Origin of the sequence: Chitinophaga eiseniae, from assembly GCF_900167135.1 — a bacterium.
Classification (GTDB): Bacteria; Bacteroidota; Bacteroidia; order Chitinophagales; family Chitinophagaceae; genus Chitinophaga; species Chitinophaga eiseniae.
Map to the genome: position 1 here is coordinate 690955 of NZ_FUWZ01000004.1, position 19482 is coordinate 710436.

The window sequence follows — 19482 nt, forward strand, 5'->3', positions numbered from 1 at the left end:
TTTTATGCTATCAGCATGCAAAAATCATCCGTCCGGGGTGTAATCCGGGCTCACCGTACCAGGCTGTAAGGATACTACACTTTTCTATGATAAACAATGTTTTTTGGGCGCCTTCCCGGCTATCTGCTGTATGCGTCTTCCCAATAGCTGTTCATATTATAATATAAGTGGTAAACCCCGGGTTTGGTTCACTTGCGTGGAAAATTGGCGCGTTTGACGGCATCATGGCCTAATTTCCACCTGCATCCCTTTTGCAGGTATCCGCTGATTAACATCGCTGGGTGGGAATGATCATGGTAACGCGAACGCCTGTACGTCCTTCGCCGGCTTTGTCGGTGATGGTGAGGGAGGCCAGTTTACCCGTTTGTATGCTCAGTATTTTGAGGCGCTCCTGTGTAATGATGCTTGACAGGGAATTTTTGTCCTTATTTTTGGCGGGCTGCAACCCCTGGCCATTGTCTTCGATAATGCAATGCAGCCGGTCGCCCTGCAGCTGCAGCGTAATAGAGATATGGCCACGGTGCGCTATATTACGCATGCCGTGCTGGATGGCGTTTTCCACGAAAGGCTGCAGGAGCATTGGCGGGATACAGATACCGCTGCTTTCTTCCGCCGGGATGTCATGGATCGTATAGCCGAAGAGGTTGTCGAAGCGTACGGCCTGCAGGCTGAGATAGTTCTCCAGCGCTTCGGTTTCCTGTTGCAGGCGGACGAGGTTGTGCCGGGAGTTTTCGAGGTTAAGGCGCAACAGCCGCGCAAATTTATTGAGGTATTTAACAGACTTTTCTTTTTCATCCCGCCGGATGAAGCTTTGTAATACCGACAGGGTATTGAAGATAAAATGGGGTTCCATCTGGCTGCGCAGCAGCCTTTGTTCCAGCTCTATGCTCATTTTCTGGGTCACCAGCTTTCGTTGCCGTATCAGCAGGAAGGTGATCAGCAGGCCAAGGACCAGCAGGATGGTGATGATCAGCAGGATGACCTGCTGCTGACGCACGATGATGGCCTGATTGTTATACTGCCGGCTCAGGTCCGTTGTTTTATGCTGCTGTACTTTCAGTTCGTTGAGCGCCTGTATCTCCACAATTTTTCTCAGCTGCCTGTCTTCCTGTTCTGCCAGGGCCATATCGGCGGCGGAGTCGAGGTAGCTGATGGCGGTTTTGTAATCGCCCTTGTCATAATATACATGGCGGATGGCGTCATAGGCGGCGCTGAGGTTACCGGCATTGCCGGCCAGCCGGGCTTTTTCCAGGGCTTTGCCAAGATAGTGCAGCGCTGCGGAGTAGTCTTTTTTCTCCTGGTGCAGCTGGCCGTAATTGATATATTCCTGGAAGCTGACTTTATTGATTTTCTCCTTGATGTTAAATGCTTTTTCCATCAGGGCGTGCCCCCGCGGTTTGTCGCCATTCTTTTCATAGAGCACGCCCAGCGCGCTGTATACGGTGGCGAGGCGGATAGTATCGGGCTGCTGCAGCGCGTATCGCAGGGCGCTGTCCTGGTACTGGAGTGCCTGTCGGTACTGATGGCGGCGTTCGTAGATGCGTGACCGTTCCTCCATAAAAAGCGACAGCCGGAAGTAATCGCCGGTTTCCGGATAACTGTCCCGCGCCATGGCGGCGTAGGTCTCCGCCTTGTCGTAATCGCCGAAGCGGAAATATATTTCTGCTGCCAGGTCATACACCCGCCAGCTGCCGGCATACTGATATTGTTCCGCCAGCGAGATCAGGTGAAACAGCCGCGTAAAAGTGCTGTCGTCTATTTTGCTGGCCAGCCGCACCTGTAGCAGTCCCAGTTGCTGCAGGATAATAAGGTCTGTGAGTTGACCGGTATCTGCGGGCTTTGCGGGCAACATGCGGTTGAAACTATTGGTGGCGGCCTGGTTGCTGTCGGCATACCAGTAGTGGACACCTTCGAGATAGTAGTAGTAGCCGCTGGCAACAGCGCCTGCCTGCAAAGCGTCATTTTTAAGCTGAGAAAGCCGCTGGGCTGCTTGTGGCCCGTCCCATCGGGCGCCGGAATCAATGAGATGCTGCAGCTCCCTGACCACCGGTGGGGTAGTGGTACTTTGTCCGGCGGACGGCGGCGGAGCAGCGGACCGGGGCTGGCATCCGCAGACGGCGCAGCAAAGGGATATGATCAGTAAAACGGATGGTCTGCGGATATACATGCACAATCTATTAATGGTCGCCCATCAGGAACTGCCGGACATACTCCCGCTTACGGGCGGAAACCGGGATTTCAGTACCGTCTTTCAGGATCAGGATACCATCTTTCAGAAAACGGTCTATGAAATGGTGATTGACGATATACGACTGATGGATGCGGATAAACCAGCTTTCGGGCAGTAATTCCTCGTATTCCTTGATAGGCCGGGAAACCATTACCTTCCTTTTGTCAGACAGGTGGAAGGTGGTGTAGCTGCCGTCGCTCTGGCAATAGAGGATTTCCTCGAAAGGCACTACCTGGAGGTATTGCGAAGAGCGGAGCACGATACGGTTCTGCAGCGCCGGTTTTTTAGGTTGCAGGTGACCGCTGGTGATGTCCATCTGGGTGCGGGTGTTGACAGCGTTTTCAGACAGCAGCCGTTTGAGGGTGGCCATCAGCTCCTCTTCATCTACTGGTTTCAACAGATAGTCAAACGCCCCGAATTTGATGGCTTTGATCGCGTGTTCATTATAAGCGGTGATGAAAATGATCCGGAAGTTTCTGTCGGGAAATTCCTGTAAGAGGTCAAATCCGGTGCCGTCAGCCAGTTCAATGTCCAGCAGCAACAGTTCCGGTTCTGTGTTGGGGATGATGATCCGTGCCTCGGCGATGCTGCCGCAGCTGCCCAGCACAACGAAATCGGGGTAGCGTTTCATGAGCCATTCCAGATCTTTACGGATGGCCGGTTCGTCGTCAATAATCAGCGTACGGATCATGGTCTCGGATATGGGTTATTGCTCATTTTACTAAAAGTAACAAAAAAATCAGGTATTACCGGATGGTAATACCTGTAAGGTTATCAACAAAGAATAAAAGGCCGACCTAACAGCTTAAACATAATAGGGCTCTCCGGAGAACAAACTATATGACTGAACAATGCAGAAGCCGGTGCTGCCACGGTGTTCACCAGAATATTTTTATTTCATGCGGAATGCGCACTTAAACGTTTTACTAAGGGAAGAACTGAATAACGCCGGCCCCAACAATGGCGGCGAAACAGGCGGATAAATAGCGGACGATCAAAGATAACGCCACCCATTGTCGGAAGGCTTCTGAATTAATATCCGTACCGGTTTTGTTTATATTCGTTTTGGTAGTAATGTGTTGCGGGGAAAAACAGGCGGCCCCTGCTTTCACAGCAGAGGCCGCCGGAGTATGTTGACGGGCAGCAGCTATTTCCGTTTGAACGCGATTTCCATTTCTTTGAATTCCTTGCCATTGGCCATGCGGTACATTTCCATCGTATAATTATTGGCGTCCTGGAATTTGATGACCTGGCGCAGCTCCATGGTTTTCTGGCTGGAAGGGTCGAAGGATTTTCCGGTGTAGACGATACCGTTGACGGTGGCGTCCCATTTGCCCTCCATCATCATCATGCCGGTGCCCATGTTGTCGATCCAGCTGCTGAGGTACATTTTGCGGGCATTGTCGTAAGCGGTGGTGCCGAGACCTTCGAAGGGCATGCCCATCATGTCTGACATATAGCGGCTCTCCTGGTAACGTCCGCCGAGGATCATTTTGTTGGAGCAGCTGCCGGTGGCCTTTTCCGGCGGAGCGCCGGGACCTTTCCAGAAAGTCATGTCGGTGGTCCAGTCACCATCGGTTTTAGCCAGTAGCTGATGTTCGGGGCCGGGTGTCATGTAGGCCATCCATGCTTTGTGGGCGGCGGCGGAATCCATCTGGGCCGACGCCGTGTTAACTGTTAACAGGCAACCGATAACGGCAGCCAACACATACTGTGCTTTCATAGTCTGAGGCTGTTTAGAAGTGAGTAAATGGGGTTATTGAAGAAGTGCAAGTTAACTAATTATGATACGTGCGCAGGCTTAGGTGTTGCACCATACTATTTATTAATTGTATTTTCGGGCCGCAATAAAACCAAGATGAAAACAGCGTCCATCAACGAATTGAAGAAAGAGTTGGCTGCCGTGCCACCGGCGCAGCTGGCGGCATTGTGTCTGCGCCTGGCCAAATATAAAAAGGAGAACAAGGAGCTGCTGACTTACCTGTTGTTCGATGCGGATGACGAACAGGGATACATCAACGCGGTGAAGGCGGAAATGGACCAGGGGTTTGAAGAAATGACCGGTAGTAATCTGCACAATGCCAAAAAGCGGTTACGTAAGATATTGCGGCTGGTCAACAAACATATTCGTTACATGGGGTCCAAACCGGCAGAGGCGGAACTGCTGATTTATTTCTGTGAGCAGTTGCTGGAGTCGGGGTTGTTACGGCATCAGAGTACGGTATTGCATAATCTGTACGCCGCCCAGCTGAAGAAAATAGTGAAGGTGACCGTGGGGCTGCATGAAGACCTGCAATATGATTTGAGGCGCCAGGTAGAGCCGCTGCTGGAGGTACTGAAGTCCTGATTCGATGACCGCATATCCAAATGGTTTTGATTTCTCCGGGATAATGACTATTTTTTCCTCAGCCTTTCTTTTTCCGGGGCTTTCCACTTTATGAAAAACACGCTGACCGGCCTTTTCCTCCTCTGTTTAATAGCTTTTTTGCAATCGAATGCAAGCGCACAGCCGCCTGGCGGGAAAAAGCGGATGCCTGTCCTGGGCATTGCCGCCTCGATGGATAATGACAGTCTGGCCGGCGCGGCCGGTTTCTCCTGCCTGGAAGAAACAGTAAAGAGAATGCTGGCGCCGGCCGTCAGCGAGGACGTCTTTGCCGCCAATATAGAGCGGATCAACAAAGCCCGTTGCCGGATACAGACCTGTAACGTTTTCATCCCGGGATACCTCAAATTAACAGGACCTGCGGTCAACGAAGCGTGGGTATTGGGGTACGTGGACACGGTCATGCAAAGGGCTGAAAAAGCAGGTATCCGGCTGATCGTGCTGGGAAGCGGGGAGGCGCGTAAAATTCCGGAAGGGTATGACCCGGACATGGCGAAGGGGCAGTTTATCCGGCTGGCCCGTAAAATGGCCGATATTGCTAAAAAACATAACTGCCTCATTGCCATGGAGAATTTGAATGCTACCGAAACTAATTTTGTAAACACGGTGGCGGAAGCTTGCCAGGTAGTGACCGCTATTGCGCATCCTCATTTCAGGCTGACAGCCGATATCTATCATATGTTAAGAGAAAACGAACCGCCGGCCAATCTCCTGCAGGCGAAGGGTATCCTGGTGCACTGTCATATCGCGGAGCGGGAGAAACGTTCCGCTCCGGGTACAGAGCGGCAGGATTTCCGGCCTTACCTGGCAGCGCTGCGCAGCATCGGATACAACGGGCGGATCATGATGGAATGCCGGTGGACCGATCCTGCAAAGGAATACGCGCCGGCCGTGGCTTACCTGGAAGCGCAACTCAACGAAGTATATCATATCTCCGGAAAAAAATAAAACACTTGTACAATGACAACCACAAAAAAGACAAGGCGGGAATTTCTGCAACAGTCCCTGATGGCAGGGGCGGGACTAACGATCACGGCTATGGGAATGCCGGCCAGCAGTTACGCTCGTATACTGGGTGCGAATGACAGGGTGAACGTGGGGCTGGTAGGATTTTCCGACCGTGCCCGGCAGGCGTTGCTGCCTTCTTTCTTCAGCCATAACAAAGAACTGAACTTCGACCTGGTTGCGGTGTCCGACATCTGGAACCGTCGCCGGGAGGAGGGCAAAGCCTTCCTGGAAGAAAAAACAGGGCATAAGGTGCGGGCCTGTGTCAACAATGATGAACTGTACCGGATCAAAGACCTGGACGCCGTGTTCATTGCGTCGGCTGATTTCCAGCACGCCTATCATACCATCGAAGCGGTGAAAAACAAGTGTGACGTATATAGTGAGAAACCGTTTGCCGAAACGATGGACGATGCCCGCAAAGCACTGAAGGCCGTAAAAGAGTCTGGCAGGATCATGCAGGTGGGCACACAGCGGCGCAGCGGTACCAGTTACCACGCCGCGGCCAATTTTATTAAAGAAGGAAAGTTCGGCGATATCACCATGGTGGAGATGACGTGGAACGTGAACCAGCCGGGACGCTGGCGCCGGCCCGACCTCGTGAAGAGTATCCGGGAATCTGACACTGACTGGAAACGTTTCCTGGCCGGCCGTCCGAACGACAGCTGGGACCCGCGTAAATACCTGGAATACCGTCTGTTCTGGCCTTATTCTTCCGGCATCTTCGGGCAGTGGATGACACACCAGATAGACACCGTGCACTGGTTCAGCGGCCTGAAACACCCCCGCAGCGCAGTGGCCAACGGCGGTATCTATATGTGGCACGACGGCCGCAAGAACCCGGACACGCTGACAGCCGTGTTTGACTATGGTCCGGCCGACAACCCGGAAAAAGGTTTCCAGGTAATGTACAGCAGTCGTTTTCATAACTCTGCGGGGGGTACGAAAGAGATCTATTATTCCAATGGTGGTACCATTGATATGTCTACCAGCAAAATCACCAGCACCGGCGGACTGACGGAAAAGGAGGCAGCTGAGATGGGCATGCACGCCAACCTGCTGACACCGATGACGCTGAGCACACAGGAAAAAGCGGAGACCAGCGCCAATACCGGTGGGGACCCGCTGACCAGCGCGCACGTACGCAACTGGATGACCAGTGTCCGGGACCGCAGGCAGCCTCACGCACCGATAGAAGCGGCCTATTCGCACTCTATTGCGCTGATCATGGGCAACGCCGCTTACCGTACCGGAATGAAAGCTACTTTTGATGAAGCTACCCAGGAAGTGATGGTGGGTGGTAAAGTATTTACCATGTAATGAAACGATATTATGTTATACTGACGTTGCTACTTGCACAGGCCTGCGCTGAAGCGCAGGCCCTGCGGGTGGCCGTGGCCGGCGTATCGCATGGCCACTCCGGCTGGATACTGGGGCGTGCCAATCGCAACGATATACAACTGGCAGGAATATACGAAAAGGATACCGCCCTGGCTGGTAAGGTGGCGCGGCAGTATCATATACCGCCGCAACAGGTGTATCATGACCTCGGCCGGATGCTGGACGCCGTGAAGCCGGAGGCCGTGCTGGCCTTTGGATCGGTGTACAGTCACCGCGAAGTAGTGGAAGCCTGTGCTCCCAGGGGTATTCATGTGATGGTGGAAAAACCGTTGGCTGCCAATCTTCCCGATGCCCTGGCGATGGACTCGCTGGCGCGGCGGTATGGCATTCATCTGCTCACCAACTACGAAACCAGCTGGTACCCTACAGTAGCTAAGACTTTCCAGCTGGTGGAAGATAGTAGTTTTACAGGGCATGTCCGGAAGGTGGTGGTCCATGACGGGCACCAGGGACCGCAGGAGATAGGGTGCAGCCCCGCTTTCCTGTCGTGGCTGACAGACCCCGTGCTGAATGGCGGCGGCGCGCTGATGGATTTTGGCTGCTACGGCGCCAACCTGATGACGAGGCTCATGAAAAACCGTATGCCCGTTGCCGTTACCGCGGTTACCCGCCGGTATAAGCCTGACCGTTATCCGAAAGTGGAGGATGACGCCACTATTATCGTAGATTACCCTGACGCCCAGTGTATTATACAGGCTTCCTGGAACTGGACCTTTAGTCGTAAGGATATGGAAGTGTACGGTGACAAGGGGTATATCATCGCGGCTGACAGGAACACGCTGATACTGCGTAACCGGGAGTCGGCGCCGGCAGTCACCAGGCATGTTACGGCTACGGATATACCGGTGTACGAAGATCCGTTCCTGTACCTGGCTGCGGTGGTGAAGGGAAAAGAAACGCCGCCGCCTTACGGTCTGTATGCACTGGCCAATAATGTGCTGGTGCTGCGTATCCTCGAAGCTGCGAAGGAGTCGGCCCGTACGGGCAGGAAAGTGCTCTTTACCGCGCAATAGGTGAGTGCTTTCCATTTGGAATTCAATGGGTCACGGGCGTCATCCCATGTTATCTCCTGCTGCGAAAACCTACTCGGAAATCATCTAAAGAAAGATCGGCACACAATACCTGAACAAAATTTATTTCCCCCGAAAAGACAAAATATCAAATAAAAATATTAAATTATGTATGTTATGAAATCGATTGCATAATTCGTACCGAAATCTGAATCCAAAAACCCTCAAACATGTATCACTTATGAAACTGCTTGAAAGCAAACCTTTGCATTATTTATGGAAACCCGCCCTCCTCGCCGCTGCCGGTTTCCTTTATTGTTCTGCCGGCCATGCGCAGGTAACATTGTCCGCCAACGGCCCCGGCAACACCTATGAACTGATAGAAAGTGTGCTGGGCAACGGCACTGCCAGCGAAGTGCCGGACTGTGCGCATGCTTCCTTTGGCCGCCACATTACAGAAGAGTTTGATGCGACCCTGAACAAGAATGTTTTTGTATTTTTCCTGCACACTACGCCCGACAATGACCGTTGCGGCTCCAACACTGACAGGCAGCGCAACGAGATCAAGACCTTCGGGCCGTCACCGGCCAATGTAAAAGCCACGTATGGCGAGACGGTCACCTATCGGTGGAAATTTAAGATAGACGCCGGTTTTGTACCCACTACCAGCTTCTGTCACCTGCATCAGATCAAAGCGGGCGATGGTGACGCCGGCGCGCCGCTGATCACCCTTACGCCGCGTGCCGGCTCACCCCAGAAACTGCAGGTGATCTACACACCCGGCACCGGTGAATCCGGCGGGGGAGAGAAAGCCAGCGCCCCGCTGTCTTCCTTTAAAGGTACCTGGGTGGAGGTAGAGGAAAAAATCACCTATACAACGACCGGCTCCTATAAAGTGATCATTAAAAAAGTAAGCGATGGCACCACGTTGTTGAACTACAGCAATAACAACATTAATATGTGGCGTGACGGTACCACCTTCTGTCGGCCTAAATGGGGCATTTACCGCAAGCTGGCCACCGGCATCCGGGATGAGCAGGTACGGTTTGCAGACTTTTGCATCGCTGAAGGCAGTGCTACCTGCGGCAGCCCGCTGTTAGCAACCTCAGAAACTCCGCCGGCGGCGACAGTCACCACTGCTCCCGAAACGATTTCCTTCCAGGTATTTCCCAATCCTTTCCCGCAGATCGCCTATATCGACCTGGACGTAAAAGAAGCTGGCAATACCATGGTAGAGGTATTCGACACCCAGCAGAAAAGGGTAGGGCTGCTGCTCAACAGTCCGCTGCAACCGGGCAGTCACCGCACGGCTCTCGACACTAAAAACCTGCCTGCGGGCGCTTATGTCATTAAGCTGACCCATAACGGAAAGGTATATACTAAGATGGTCACCAAACAATAAGTCAGTGGAAGAATTACGGGCAGGGGTTTCCTGATTCGTAATTCTTCCTTATTTTGTGCCAATGACGAAGTTGTTTTTTCCTTTTCTGTTAGGCCTGTTGTTATCAGCCAACAGCCTGTCCGCACAGGAGAAGGTCCGTTACCAGGACGATGTGCGGACCATCAAAAAGTATGACAGGATGTTTGCGCCTCCGGCAGATCCGATTTTGTTTGTCGGCAGTTCTTCCATTCGTAAATGGGACGACCTGGAGCGGACATTCGCCAGTTATGTGGTGATGAACAGAGGCGTTGGCGGCGCGGTGCTCAACGATATTATCTATTTCGCGCAGGACCTTATCTTCGACTATCATCCCCGTCAGGTAGTGATTTATGTGGGAGAGAACGACCTGCCGGAAGGAGCTACCGCCGATAGTGTATTCAGTCGTTTTCAGCGGCTGTACAGCATTGTCCGTTCCCAATTGCCGGAAGTGCCGGTTGAATATATTTCCCTGAAGCCCAGTCCCTCCCGCGTGCAATACATGAAGACCGCTGCTGAAGCCAATGCGCTCATCAAAGCCTTCCTGGCGAAGGAAAAGAACGCCCACTTCATCAACGTGTTTTCGCTGATGCTTGACAAGAACGGGCAACCCCGGCCGGAGCTGTTTGTGACCGACATGCTGCACATGAACGCGAAAGGCTATGCTATATGGCGCAAAGCCATACAACCGTACCTGCTTAAAAGATCGTCCAAATAACATTCAATTTTTGAATGCGGCCGGTCAACCGGCTGCATTTCTATCATTTAACGTTTTCCCTATATGCAAACCATTGTTACCTACTTCCACCTGGCGGGAGAGTTTACCAACCCCTACAAATTCATTACCGGCGCCATTCTTTCGGGTCTGACTGCATTTGCTGTTGCACTTATACTGGTATTGTTGCTGCGTAAATACATCCTGGTGCCCCGTTCCCATAAGGTGCTGAAATTCGTGGCCTATGCCTATTTTGTAGCGCTGCCGTTGCTGGCGGGCTTCTTCGGGCTGAAGTGGGGATTTTTCCATAGCCTGCGTAAAGATATCCGGGAGCATACCGATGTTTATGCGGCTCATGTGCCGCCGCTTTTCGGCCAACAGGCGCTGGGCGCTGTGGATTCCCTTTTTGGTGGTCACGCGGAGATGTCTTCGCTCAGTACCCATCAGCTCATTGATACCGTAGCAGTGGTGGTTTATAACGTTTACGGCAGTACGCTGGAGCAACAGTTGTCCGCCACACAGGGTGTTAAAGGAAAGCTGGCTTCCATGCTACTGCACATCACCAAAAATAAAAGCATCGCCGCCATGATGCACAAGGCGGTCTATAATTTACTGCATGATAAGTTGGGGTTGTCGGAGGGCGTGAGCAACGCGGTGGTGCACACGTCGCTGCGTAAATTGGTGAACGGTAATCTATTTGTTAATATCGCGGTTATCCAGGTAGATCAGTTCCTGAAAGGGTTGCAGCGGGGCATTCTTTATACTTTCCTGCTGATACTGGCCATACCGTTGATCGAGGTAGGGTACGCCCACTATCGTTACCGCCGGCAGCCTGCAGTCTGACTACTATGGAAAGTATTTACTTTTCTGTAATATTACAGTTATGAACTTAATCGGAAATATCATCTGGCTGATCTTTGGTGGATTGGCCGCAGCCCTGGGCTATTTTGTGTCGGGGTTTCTTTTTTGCATCACCATTATTGGCATTCCTTTCGGGATACAGTGCATGAAAATAGGGCTTTTCACACTGATGCCTTTCGGGCGGGAAGTGCGTGACGGCGTAGGTTCTACGGGATGCTTGTCTACTTTGTTCAATATTATCTGGGTGTTTACCGGCGGTCTGTGGGTAGCCATCTGCCATTTCTTTTTTGGCGTATTGCTGACCATCACCGTTATCGGAGCGCCATGGGGGCGGCAGCATTTTAAGCTGATGAGCCTTACATTTGCGCCGTTTGGCAAGGAGATCTATTAATCAGGCTGATTCTTCGAAGATAATGGTGTTCTGAAACGGGTCTATTACGGTCATCAGTAGGACCTCGGGGTTCCAGTCGGCCCGTTCCAGTCCCGGGTTCATATACTTATAGTCTTTCCCGCCCAGCTTCGCATGGAAGGCTTTTAATCCTTTAAACTCCGTGATGCTGATCCGCGAGCCGGGGGTGCCGTCGCCATGGTGCTCTGAGAGGTCTATCTGGGTGTCGCCCTTGGCGATACGCATATAGACCGGAGCGCCCTCAGGCTTGTGTTCCCAAAGGATTTCAAATTCCAGCCAATCAACGTAGAACTGTATGGCCCGGGCATAATCAAACATGCGGAAGATGGGAATGATGCGTGACATAAGTATCTGATTGATACTTAAATATAGCAAAATAATGTGGAGACCGGTGTTTTTACTCCCTGCATGATGGATTTTCAGGTAGTTTGTGCCCGCAAGGTAAAAATCTGCAGATAATGCTGGATCAGCATACCAATCTTTTTACGGAGCCAATCGATCGTGACTGTGGACTGATTTTCTGAAACGAACGCTGCAGCTGCTTCATCCAGCTTTTGGTGAAAGTGGATCTGGTACTTTTGCTGCCATTGGCGGAAAATATTTTCCTGCTGATGTCTGTCGATATTTTTGGTGCACAGCGAAAATTCTCCGTAGGTGCTTAACAGGATTTTGTAGGCAATTTCATCAAAGAAGGTAATAAGCCTCTGATCTTCTCTAAGCATAACAGGGTATTGAAAGGGTTATTCAGAATATGGTGTTACTGTCTGTTGTGTTATGTGCCGGCTCGAGGTACTCAAAAGTGCGTTGCTAAAGGTAAGAAATAAAAAGGGAATAGCGAATTTTTCCGGGAATAGGAAAATTAACTGTACCTTAAACGAAATTTGAGGTTTATCGCTTCTGTAAGCTACCATTACTCTCGCCGGTCATTCTACTTTACACGTGTATTCTTCTCAAACATTTTTTTCACTTTTAAACATCTAACTCCAATGAATCTCTATGTATCAAACCTGGGATTTAATTTCCAGACCGAGGAGCTTGCAACCCTGTTTATGGAATACGGCGCCGTGTCATCCGCGAAAGTTATCGTAGACAAATTTACCAATAGAAGCAAAGGATTTGGGTTTGTAGAAATGCCCAACCAACAGGAAGCCGAAAAGGCTATCAACGAGTTGAACGGCCGGGAAGTTGATGGACGGAGCATTAACGTGTCGGAAGCAAGGCCTCCCCGGGAGAATACACGATATTCCAATCGATATTAATCAGCTTATATCTAAGTGCGGCTGCTGTTGCTTTATGTAACAGCAGCCGTTTTTTATGAATGAGGTTGCTTCTTGTTTTTATTTTACCACCTCCAGCACGCCCTTCTTCAATATCTTCACACTTTCCGCGGCTTCCTCCTGGGTAAAATGCCCAAATCCCAACCGCATGGCGGTAAGGTCCCGGTGCTGGTACAACAGTGTTTTGGGAATAAAAAGGTTATTCCGGGAGCAGGCTTTTCCCAGCTGCATCAGGTTGATCGGCCGTTTCCAGCGTGTCCATACGGCGAGGCCGCCTGCCGGTTTCCGCAGCTCCATAAAATCCTGTAGCTCGTTCTGTAGTACTTCTACAATATGGTCCCGCCGTTCGCGGTATACTTTCAGAGACTTTTTAAGATAACGATGGATCTCTCCGGATTCGATCATTTCACCTAACACCTGTTCCATGAGCACATCGCCCTGGCGGTCGATGATGCCGAGGTGTTTGCGCATTTCGGTCATCAGGTTTTCCGGGGCGATGATAAAACCGGTACGGAAGCCGGGTGCGAGGGATTTACCGAATGCGCCGGTATACACCACCATGCCGTTGGTGTCGGCGCTGGCCAGCGGTAGAACAGGACTGTTGTCATAGTGGAAGTCGTAGTCGTAATCATCTTCGAGGATGATGAAGCCAAATTCCGAGGCCAGGTGCAGCAGGGCGATGCGGCGTTCTGCGCTAAGGGTGACGGTGGTGGGGTAGTGGTGATGCGGGGTAATGTACAGCATGCGGATGCGCTGCCGCTCGCAGATGCGGCGTACGGCATCTACGTCGATGCCATCTTCGTCGATAGGAACGGAAAGTATCCGCGCACCCGATTTTTGAAAAATCATGTTGACCGAAAAATAGCTCAGGGACCCTACCAGTACGGTGTCCCCGGGTGATAGCAGTATTTCGGAAGTGATATAAACGCTCATCTCCGTGCTGCGGGTAATGAGGATATTGTCTTTTGAGATATGCAGGCCGCGGGATTGGTTCAGGTAGTTGGACAGGTGTTTTTTAAAGAACTCGCTGCCGTCCTGGTTGTAATACCCCAGTTTGCGGTGATTGCTTTTGCGTTTAAGGTGGCCGCTATAGAGGCTGGAGAGGTGGCTGACCTGCGTCAGGCGGATGTCCGGCGTACCGTCGTTGAACACATATTCGCAGGAGGAATGCTCAAAAGGGTTGTCGAGCAGGCTGGATTTCCGGAAATCGAAGCCGGTTTCTTTCGGGTACCGGGCCAGCGGCGTGTCCGGTGTGGTCCGTATTTTTTGTGGCCGGTCTTTCGTTTGCCCGATGATAAATGTGCCTTTATTGGGCCGCGTTTCTATCCAGCCCTGGGTGTCCAGCTCTTCATACACGGCTACGATGGTATTGCGGTTAACCGCCAGCAGTTCGCTGAACTGACGGGTACCGGGAAGTTTGGTGCCTGTCACCAGGTAACCCCGCTGTATGGCGTTGATCAGCTGGTGGGCAATCTGTAGGTAGATGGCGGTGGCGGACTGCCGGTCTATCTGTACAAAACTTTTATAGGGAACCGGACTGCTCATCTTGGGTGAAAGATTTTAGTTAAATAGTCCGGCAAGATATCATATTTCCTGCGGTATTAGTATTTATATTATTTTATTTAATATTTATATTAATGATAATTAAATATTAATGTGAGGGGGCTGCTTGCTTACACCCCCAAATGAGCAAGTGAGTAAATGTCCGGACTAGCTGTCATATCAAAACTGGCCTAGTTGAATCGTCCGGCAAGCGGTTACTTTTGACCGGAAACGTATGATATATGCAAGATCTACTGCAACATATCGTTGGACACAACGACCTGCACGCCAGATGGCTGAACACCCTCTCTTTTATGGAGAATGCCGGCGCCCGTAAGATTTCGGCCTGCGAGCATCCTGTGCTCGTGGACTTTATCCAGCTGAAACATGCTGCCGAAGAGCATCGCCACGCCTATTACCTGAAAAAACAGATCGCCAAGGTAAGTCCGGATACCTGTAAAACATACCAGCTGCACGAGCTGCTGGCGCCGCATCAGACCCGGCATTACCTGCACCAGCTGGACATGCAGACCTGCCGCTACATCAAAAATACTTTCGGCCTGCAGGGCAGCCAGCTGAAATATGCTGCGTACCTCTTCGTGACATATGCGATAGAAGTGCGTGCGGACGCTCTGTACCCGGTATACCAGGCGGAACTGGACAAAGCTGCCAGCAAAGTGATGGTACGCTCTATTATCGTGGAGGAGGAAGGGCACCTGGAAGAGATGATGAAACAACTGCAGGACTTTGCGCCTGACTGGGAAACACACGCCCTGCATGTGCAGGGACTGGAGCAGCAACTGTTTGACCACTGGATGGCAGCCATCGGGCAGGAACTGACGCAATACGCATAAAGACACTCACTATAACACCGTTAAATTTAATCAGGAAGCATGACATCAACAGCTATCAGAAACAACTGGACGCTGGAGGAAATCCAGGCCATTTACGACCAGCCCCTGCTGGATCTGGTTTATCAGGCAGCTACCATCCACCGCGAGTATCACTCCGCCAGGGAAATACAGGTGTGCACCCTCTTGTCCATTAAAACAGGCGGATGCCCGGAAGACTGTTCCTATTGCGGACAGGCAGCCCGGTATCATACCGATATCAAAGTACAGGCGCTGTTACCCACCGAAACCGTGATTGCCCACGCGCAGAAAGCGAAAGACAACGGTTCCACCCGTTTCTGTATGGCCGCCGCCTGGCGCGAGGTAAGGGATAACCGGGACTTCGACCGCGTTATCGACATGGTGAAAGGCGTCAACGAGCTGGGTATGGAAGTATGCTGCACGCTCGGCATGCTCACGGAAGAACAGGCGGTCCGCCTGCAGGAAGCCGGTCTCCATGCTTACAATCACAACCTGGACACCTCTGAACAATACTATAAAGAAATCATCTCCACCCGCAATTTTGATAACCGCATCAATACGATCAATAATGTCCGTAAAGCCGGCATTACTGTGTGCTCCGGCGGTATTATCGGTTTAGGTGAAACACACCGCGACCGTATCTCTATGCTGCTCACGCTGGCCACGATGCCCAAACATCCGGAGTCTGTGCCCATCAACGCACTGGCCCGTGTGAAAGGCACCCCGCTGGAAGACAACCCCAAAGTGGATGCGTGGGACATGGTACGCATGATCGCTACTGCACGTATCGTAATGCCCGCGTCTACGGTACGTCTTACCGCCGGCCGTATCGAGATGACAGAGTCAGAACAAGCCTGGTGCTTCATGGCCGGCGCCAATTCTATCTTCACCGGTGAAAGACAAACATTGCTGGTAACACCTAATCCGGGCGTATCAGAAGATATGCAGATGCTGCAGCATCTCGGACTGCAGCCTATGCCCAACAAGAAAGAAGTGACTGCCTGCTAAAGGTGCAGCCGACAAAAATAAACAAAGAAGCCTGTGCTTATGCGCAGGCTTCTCTGTTTTATGCCTGTTCCGATAATTCGTATATGCGTTTACGATATAATTCCTCGTTTTATGAAAGCTGCAAAATCGCCGGATAAGGAATTTTTTTGGTAGTTGTTTTTTAAAAAGTAAGGACATATAACCAAGACGTATAAACGTTATTTGTATAGTTTGAAAAAATTATATACGATAGGGTAGTAGATAAGGTGGTAAAGTGTAGCGGATTTTTTTATATCCGTTAAAACCCTTTGTGGTAATGGTTTTTTGGAGATGGCTCTGAAAAGGAATTTCGGTTTTGGCACAGCCTTTGTAAATAGCCTGCCTGTTCTAACAATGGTACCTTGGTTGTTAACGACTTTATGTTTGTTATACATAGAACAGATTATATAATTTAACCCAATTCTAAATTTTATGAGGATGTTTACGAAATTTGGGAAGTCTCTCATGATGACTTCATCTGTACTTGCATTGACTGGAGCTGCTGCCATGGCACAGGACCAGGACAGTACCCTGAAAACAAATCGTGTAGTTCCCTTCAATGGCGTAAAAGATTATCGTACATGGTCAGTTGGTGCATGGGGCGGTGGTTCCGCTGCGTTTGGCCCATTTGGCGGTCCCTACTACTTCAATAACTTCGACTTTAAGAATGTTGGCATTGTATACGGTGCGTACGTGAAAAAACAGATTTTTCACAACTTTGGCCTGCAGGCAGACTTCATGCGCGGACAGGTAAAAGGCGCTACCAAAGCATCGCAGACACTAACTGATATTAATGGTGCGCCGTTAGCTGGTGGTATCAAATCTTTTCAGACGGATATTGACTGGTCTGCCTCACTGAGTGGTGTGTTCAGCCTGGGTTCTATCAATTGGATCAACAAACAGAGCTTCGTTATTCCTTACGTATCTGTGGGTGCCGGTGCGATAGGTTTTAAACCTACCGTTACCGCTGCAGATGGCACTGAGAAAGAAGTGCTGACTACCAGCGGTAAATCCAGCCACCGCGAAATGTTCATCCCTGTTGGCGTAGGGGCTAAATTCGTAGTAGCTCCCGGCGTGAACATCGACCTGGCGTATACGGCTAACTTCGTGAACAGCAAAGTGTTCGACGGTGTGAACAGCGGTAACAAAGACAAATTCTCCACTGCTAAACTGGGTCTTGAATTTGCTATCGGCAAGAAAAGAAAACCACAGCTGGCAGTTGTAAATCCTGCTGCACAGCTGGCAGAAGATCTGTGGACCAAAAATGCTGCGCTGAAAACTTCTCTCGCTGAAAGTGATGCCCGCAATGAAGCCGCTATCAGTCAACTGAAAGAAGAAATTGCCGGTATCAAAACAGATACAGATGGTGACGGCGTTCCTGATTACCTGGACAAATGCCCGAACACTCCCGCCGGTACTAAAGTAGACGGCGCCGGCTGCCCGCTGCCGGCTCCGGTGCAGGTGATCAAAGAAAAAGTTATCGTGACTGACGCGGATAAAAAAGTGGTAAAAGACGCGATCGATAACCTGGAATTTGATCTGGGTAAAGCAACTATCCGTCCTAACTCTTTCGCTAGTCTCGATAAAGTGGCCAACCTGCTGGTAGAGAAAAACTTCAGCCTGAAACTGGCCGGTCATACCGATAACACCGGTTCTGCCGCTACCAACATGCGTCTTTCCAAAGAACGCGCAGAAGCTATCAAAGCTTACCTGGTATCCAAAGGCGCTAATCCTTCCAGAATCGAAGCTACCGGTTACGGTGCTGCACAGCCTATTGCGTCTAACAAAACCGCTGCCGGCCGTCAGCAGAACAGAAGGGTAGAATTCACTTTGTACTAATCTTCTTAACTTGCCTTCAAATAAAAAAAGCTGTTCCTTTTCTGAAGTGAACCCAAAAGTTTAGACAGCTTTTTTGATTAAGCGGCTTGAGTTCGGTATTGTACTGGGCTCAAGCCGTTAAGTTTTTGTTTGATTCTGTCATTATTGTAATAGTGAATATAATTGACAATATTCTTTTTAAGCGTTTCGATTGATGTAAATTTTTTCAGATGGAACATTTCAGATTTCAGAATGGCGAAGAAGCTTTCCATAGCTGCATTATCCAGGCAATTGCCTCTTCTTGACATGCTTTGCCTTATTCTTCTTTTTCGCAGCCTTTGTTGATACCCTTTCATTTGATATTGCCATCCTTGATCAGAATGGAGGATCGGTCTGGATTTTTCAGGCAACTTTTTTAGCGCCATTTCAAGCATATCCATAGTCTGATGGAACGTTGCCCGTTTCGATAAGGTGTAGCTGATTATCTCTCCATTGTAAAGGTCCATAATTGGCGATAAATACAACTTTTTACCTGACACATTGAACTCCGTTACATCGGTCACCCACTTTTGATTAGGCTTCCGGGCGTTAAAATCTCTATTCAGCAGATTCCGGGCAATTTTTCCTTGCTGCCCTTTATAAGATTTGTACTTCTTCCTTCTAACAAGGCTTTTTAGACCGCACTCTTTCATTAGTCTGGCAACACGTTTATGGTTGATATGCATCCCACTGCTCTTTAGAGCATCCGTTATTCGGCGATAACCATATCTACCCTTATGCTGACGATAAATAGCTATTATTGAAGTTTTAACGTGATTATCCTTATCAGGTTGTACCGATTTTTTCAAGTAATAGTAAAAAGTACTCCGTGCCATCCCCGCTACTTTCAGCAATATTTCCTGATCGTAGGACCGCCTTAATTCCTGGATGGCTTTTGCTGCCTGCCTTGTGCTTTGGCAGCTTTTTCCTGCTGAATTAAGGCGTCTAACTTTTTTAAAAATGCAAGCTCTGTGCGCAAATACTCGTTCTCTGCCTGCAAGGCAGCAAGCTTTTCCGCTTCGGGGTTAGACACTATTCTAGTGGTCTTTTTTTTCTTATTAGGCATTGCTGACTTTTTTCTACCTCTGTTTTCCATCAGTAAACCTCCTACTCCCTGGCTTTCATATATCTTTAACCAACGACCTACTACACTATCGTTAGCAATACCAAAGAGTGCTGATGTCTGCAATAAAGATAGGTGCTTTTTTAGCATATATTTTATAACCCGAACTTTAAACTCGCCCTCATAGCTGCCAGAGCGAAGCAACAACCCCTTCTTCCCAAACTGATTGTAAAGATTTACCCAGCGCTGAATACTCTTGTCGTTTCCTCCAATTTTACGTGCCGCAGAAGCCAGAGAGTCCTTACCAGAGATCACTGACTGTACTGCACCTATTTTTTGTTGATAACTGTATTTGATTCTTTTATTCATAAAAAATGTCCCCTAAAAGTGTCTAACTTTTAGGGGGCACTTCAT

General features: G+C 50.1%; 20 protein-coding genes. 12 read left to right on the forward strand and 8 right to left on the reverse strand.

Annotated elements, in window-relative coordinates; all coding sequences use genetic code 11:
- Positions 1-268 precede the first annotated feature (268 nt).
- The 3 genes from B5D63_RS26035 to B5D63_RS26050 all read right to left on the reverse strand — a co-directional run bounded on the left by B5D63_RS26035 (position 269) and on the right by B5D63_RS26050 (position 3953).
- On the reverse strand, positions 269-2167 hold the full coding sequence (locus B5D63_RS26035) for a tetratricopeptide repeat-containing sensor histidine kinase (protein ID WP_078671786.1): 1899 nt from the start codon (positions 2165-2167) through the stop codon (positions 269-271).
- Between the two features lie 10 nt (positions 2168-2177).
- Positions 2178-2921 (reverse strand): LytR/AlgR family response regulator transcription factor, encoded by a 744-nt coding sequence (locus B5D63_RS26040; RefSeq protein ID WP_078671787.1) that lies wholly within the window; start codon positions 2919-2921, stop codon positions 2178-2180.
- A 456-nt stretch (positions 2922-3377) separates the two neighbouring features.
- A complete protein-coding gene (locus B5D63_RS26050) occupies positions 3378-3953 on the reverse strand; it encodes a DUF1579 domain-containing protein (RefSeq protein ID WP_078671789.1) in 576 nt (191 codons plus the stop codon).
- A 135-nt stretch (positions 3954-4088) separates the two neighbouring features.
- Between B5D63_RS26050 and B5D63_RS26055 the strand changes: the two genes are divergently transcribed.
- The 8 genes from B5D63_RS26055 (at position 4089) to B5D63_RS26090 (ending at position 11413) form a co-directional block, all read left to right on the forward strand.
- The gene (locus B5D63_RS26055; protein ID WP_078671790.1) at positions 4089-4577 is read left to right on the forward strand and encodes a hypothetical protein; all 489 of its coding nucleotides are present in this window, start codon (positions 4089-4091) and stop codon (positions 4575-4577) included.
- Between the two features lie 138 nt (positions 4578-4715).
- Positions 4716-5561 (forward strand): sugar phosphate isomerase/epimerase family protein, encoded by an 846-nt coding sequence (locus tag B5D63_RS26060; protein ID WP_159456171.1) that lies wholly within the window; start codon positions 4716-4718, stop codon positions 5559-5561.
- A gap of 12 nt (positions 5562-5573) precedes the next feature.
- On the forward strand, positions 5574-6938 hold the full coding sequence (locus tag B5D63_RS26065; protein WP_078671792.1) for a Gfo/Idh/MocA family protein: 1365 nt from the start codon (positions 5574-5576) through the stop codon (positions 6936-6938).
- A complete protein-coding gene (locus tag B5D63_RS26070) occupies positions 6938-8032 on the forward strand; it encodes a Gfo/Idh/MocA family protein (protein ID WP_078671793.1) in 1095 nt (364 codons plus the stop codon). Before B5D63_RS26065 ends, B5D63_RS26070 begins: the two co-directional genes overlap by 1 nt.
- Positions 8033-8270: 238 nt before the next feature.
- The gene (locus B5D63_RS26075; protein WP_078671794.1) at positions 8271-9431 is read left to right on the forward strand and encodes a T9SS type A sorting domain-containing protein; all 1161 of its coding nucleotides are present in this window, start codon (positions 8271-8273) and stop codon (positions 9429-9431) included.
- A 61-nt stretch (positions 9432-9492) separates the two neighbouring features.
- The gene (locus tag B5D63_RS26080) at positions 9493-10164 is read left to right on the forward strand and encodes a GDSL-type esterase/lipase family protein (protein WP_078671795.1); all 672 of its coding nucleotides are present in this window, start codon (positions 9493-9495) and stop codon (positions 10162-10164) included.
- 63 nt (positions 10165-10227) lie between these two features.
- Entirely contained in the window at positions 10228-11004 is a 777-nt protein-coding gene (locus tag B5D63_RS26085) for a hypothetical protein (protein ID WP_078671796.1), read from the forward strand.
- A 40-nt stretch (positions 11005-11044) separates the two neighbouring features.
- On the forward strand, positions 11045-11413 hold the full coding sequence (locus B5D63_RS26090; protein WP_078671797.1) for a YccF domain-containing protein: 369 nt from the start codon (positions 11045-11047) through the stop codon (positions 11411-11413).
- On the opposite strand, the gene B5D63_RS26095 is transcribed toward B5D63_RS26090, so the two are convergent.
- Both B5D63_RS26095 and B5D63_RS26100 read right to left on the reverse strand, forming a co-directional pair.
- Positions 11414-11806, reverse strand: coding sequence for a glyoxalase superfamily protein (locus B5D63_RS26095; RefSeq protein ID WP_262488170.1), 393 nt, complete (start codon positions 11804-11806; stop codon positions 11414-11416).
- A gap of 44 nt (positions 11807-11850) precedes the next feature.
- Positions 11851-12153 carry a hypothetical protein gene (locus B5D63_RS26100; RefSeq protein ID WP_078671799.1) on the reverse strand — a complete coding sequence of 101 codons (303 nt, stop codon included), beginning with the start codon at positions 12151-12153 and terminating at the stop codon, positions 11851-11853.
- A gap of 264 nt (positions 12154-12417) precedes the next feature.
- Here B5D63_RS26100 and B5D63_RS26105 point away from each other — a divergent pair, with 264 nt between their 5' ends.
- Positions 12418-12690, forward strand: coding sequence for an RNA recognition motif domain-containing protein (locus B5D63_RS26105; protein ID WP_078671800.1), 273 nt, complete (start codon positions 12418-12420; stop codon positions 12688-12690).
- Between the two features lie 78 nt (positions 12691-12768).
- Here the strand turns inward: B5D63_RS26105 and B5D63_RS26110 are convergent, their stop codons facing one another.
- Positions 12769-14253, reverse strand: coding sequence for an aminotransferase-like domain-containing protein (locus B5D63_RS26110; RefSeq protein WP_078671801.1), 1485 nt, complete (start codon positions 14251-14253; stop codon positions 12769-12771).
- 239 nt (positions 14254-14492) lie between these two features.
- Here B5D63_RS26110 and B5D63_RS26115 point away from each other — a divergent pair, with 239 nt between their 5' ends.
- From B5D63_RS26115 to B5D63_RS26130, 3 genes are all read left to right on the forward strand, one after another.
- A complete protein-coding gene (locus tag B5D63_RS26115) occupies positions 14493-15104 on the forward strand; it encodes a hypothetical protein (protein ID WP_078671802.1) in 612 nt (203 codons plus the stop codon).
- A 39-nt stretch (positions 15105-15143) separates the two neighbouring features.
- Positions 15144-16130 (forward strand): biotin synthase BioB, encoded by a 987-nt coding sequence (bioB, locus tag B5D63_RS26120; RefSeq protein ID WP_078671803.1) that lies wholly within the window; start codon positions 15144-15146, stop codon positions 16128-16130.
- Positions 16131-16586: 456 nt separating this feature from the next.
- Positions 16587-17987 (forward strand): OmpA family protein, encoded by a 1401-nt coding sequence (locus tag B5D63_RS26130; protein WP_078671805.1) that lies wholly within the window; start codon positions 16587-16589, stop codon positions 17985-17987.
- 77 nt (positions 17988-18064) lie between these two features.
- On the opposite strand, the gene B5D63_RS26135 is transcribed toward B5D63_RS26130, so the two are convergent.
- Together B5D63_RS26135 and B5D63_RS34770 are read right to left on the reverse strand one after the other, a co-directional pair.
- Positions 18065-18967, reverse strand: a complete 903-nt coding sequence (locus tag B5D63_RS26135) for an IS3 family transposase (protein WP_143313049.1) — start codon at positions 18965-18967, stop codon at positions 18065-18067.
- Positions 18883-19437 carry a helix-turn-helix domain-containing protein gene (locus tag B5D63_RS34770; protein ID WP_143313048.1) on the reverse strand — a complete coding sequence of 185 codons (555 nt, stop codon included), beginning with the start codon at positions 19435-19437 and terminating at the stop codon, positions 18883-18885. Before B5D63_RS34770 ends, B5D63_RS26135 begins: the two co-directional genes overlap by 85 nt.
- Positions 19438-19482 lie beyond the last annotated feature (45 nt).

Excerpts from the sequence above, each read along its gene's own strand:
- B5D63_RS26105 (WP_078671800.1), top strand. The coding sequence starts at position 12,418 with ATGAATCTCTATGTATCAAACCTGGGATTTAATTTCCAGACCGAGGAG.
- B5D63_RS26075 (WP_078671794.1), top strand. The coding sequence starts at position 8,271 with ATGAAACTGCTTGAAAGCAAACCTTTGCATTATTTATGGAAACCCGCC.
- bioB (WP_078671803.1), top strand. The coding sequence starts at position 15,144 with ATGACATCAACAGCTATCAGAAACAACTGGACGCTGGAGGAAATCCAG.
- B5D63_RS26090 (WP_078671797.1), top strand. The coding sequence starts at position 11,045 with ATGAACTTAATCGGAAATATCATCTGGCTGATCTTTGGTGGATTGGCC.
- B5D63_RS26070 (WP_078671793.1), top strand. The coding sequence starts at position 6,938 with ATGAAACGATATTATGTTATACTGACGTTGCTACTTGCACAGGCCTGC.
- B5D63_RS26080 (WP_078671795.1), top strand. The coding sequence starts at position 9,493 with ATGACGAAGTTGTTTTTTCCTTTTCTGTTAGGCCTGTTGTTATCAGCC.
- B5D63_RS26130 (WP_078671805.1), top strand. The coding sequence starts at position 16,587 with ATGTTTACGAAATTTGGGAAGTCTCTCATGATGACTTCATCTGTACTT.
- B5D63_RS26040 (WP_078671787.1), bottom strand. The coding sequence starts at position 2,921 with ATGATCCGTACGCTGATTATTGACGACGAACCGGCCATCCGTAAAGAT.
- B5D63_RS26085 (WP_078671796.1), top strand. The coding sequence starts at position 10,228 with ATGCAAACCATTGTTACCTACTTCCACCTGGCGGGAGAGTTTACCAAC.
- B5D63_RS26055 (WP_078671790.1), top strand. The coding sequence starts at position 4,089 with ATGAAAACAGCGTCCATCAACGAATTGAAGAAAGAGTTGGCTGCCGTG.
- B5D63_RS26065 (WP_078671792.1), top strand. The coding sequence starts at position 5,574 with ATGACAACCACAAAAAAGACAAGGCGGGAATTTCTGCAACAGTCCCTG.
- B5D63_RS26100 (WP_078671799.1), bottom strand. The coding sequence starts at position 12,153 with ATGCTTAGAGAAGATCAGAGGCTTATTACCTTCTTTGATGAAATTGCC.
- B5D63_RS26115 (WP_078671802.1), top strand. The coding sequence starts at position 14,493 with ATGCAAGATCTACTGCAACATATCGTTGGACACAACGACCTGCACGCC.
- B5D63_RS26035 (WP_078671786.1), bottom strand. The coding sequence starts at position 2,167 with ATGTATATCCGCAGACCATCCGTTTTACTGATCATATCCCTTTGCTGC.
- B5D63_RS26110 (WP_078671801.1), bottom strand. The coding sequence starts at position 14,253 with ATGAGCAGTCCGGTTCCCTATAAAAGTTTTGTACAGATAGACCGGCAG.
- B5D63_RS34770 (WP_143313048.1), bottom strand. The coding sequence starts at position 19,437 with ATGAATAAAAGAATCAAATACAGTTATCAACAAAAAATAGGTGCAGTA.
- B5D63_RS26050 (WP_078671789.1), bottom strand. The coding sequence starts at position 3,953 with ATGAAAGCACAGTATGTGTTGGCTGCCGTTATCGGTTGCCTGTTAACA.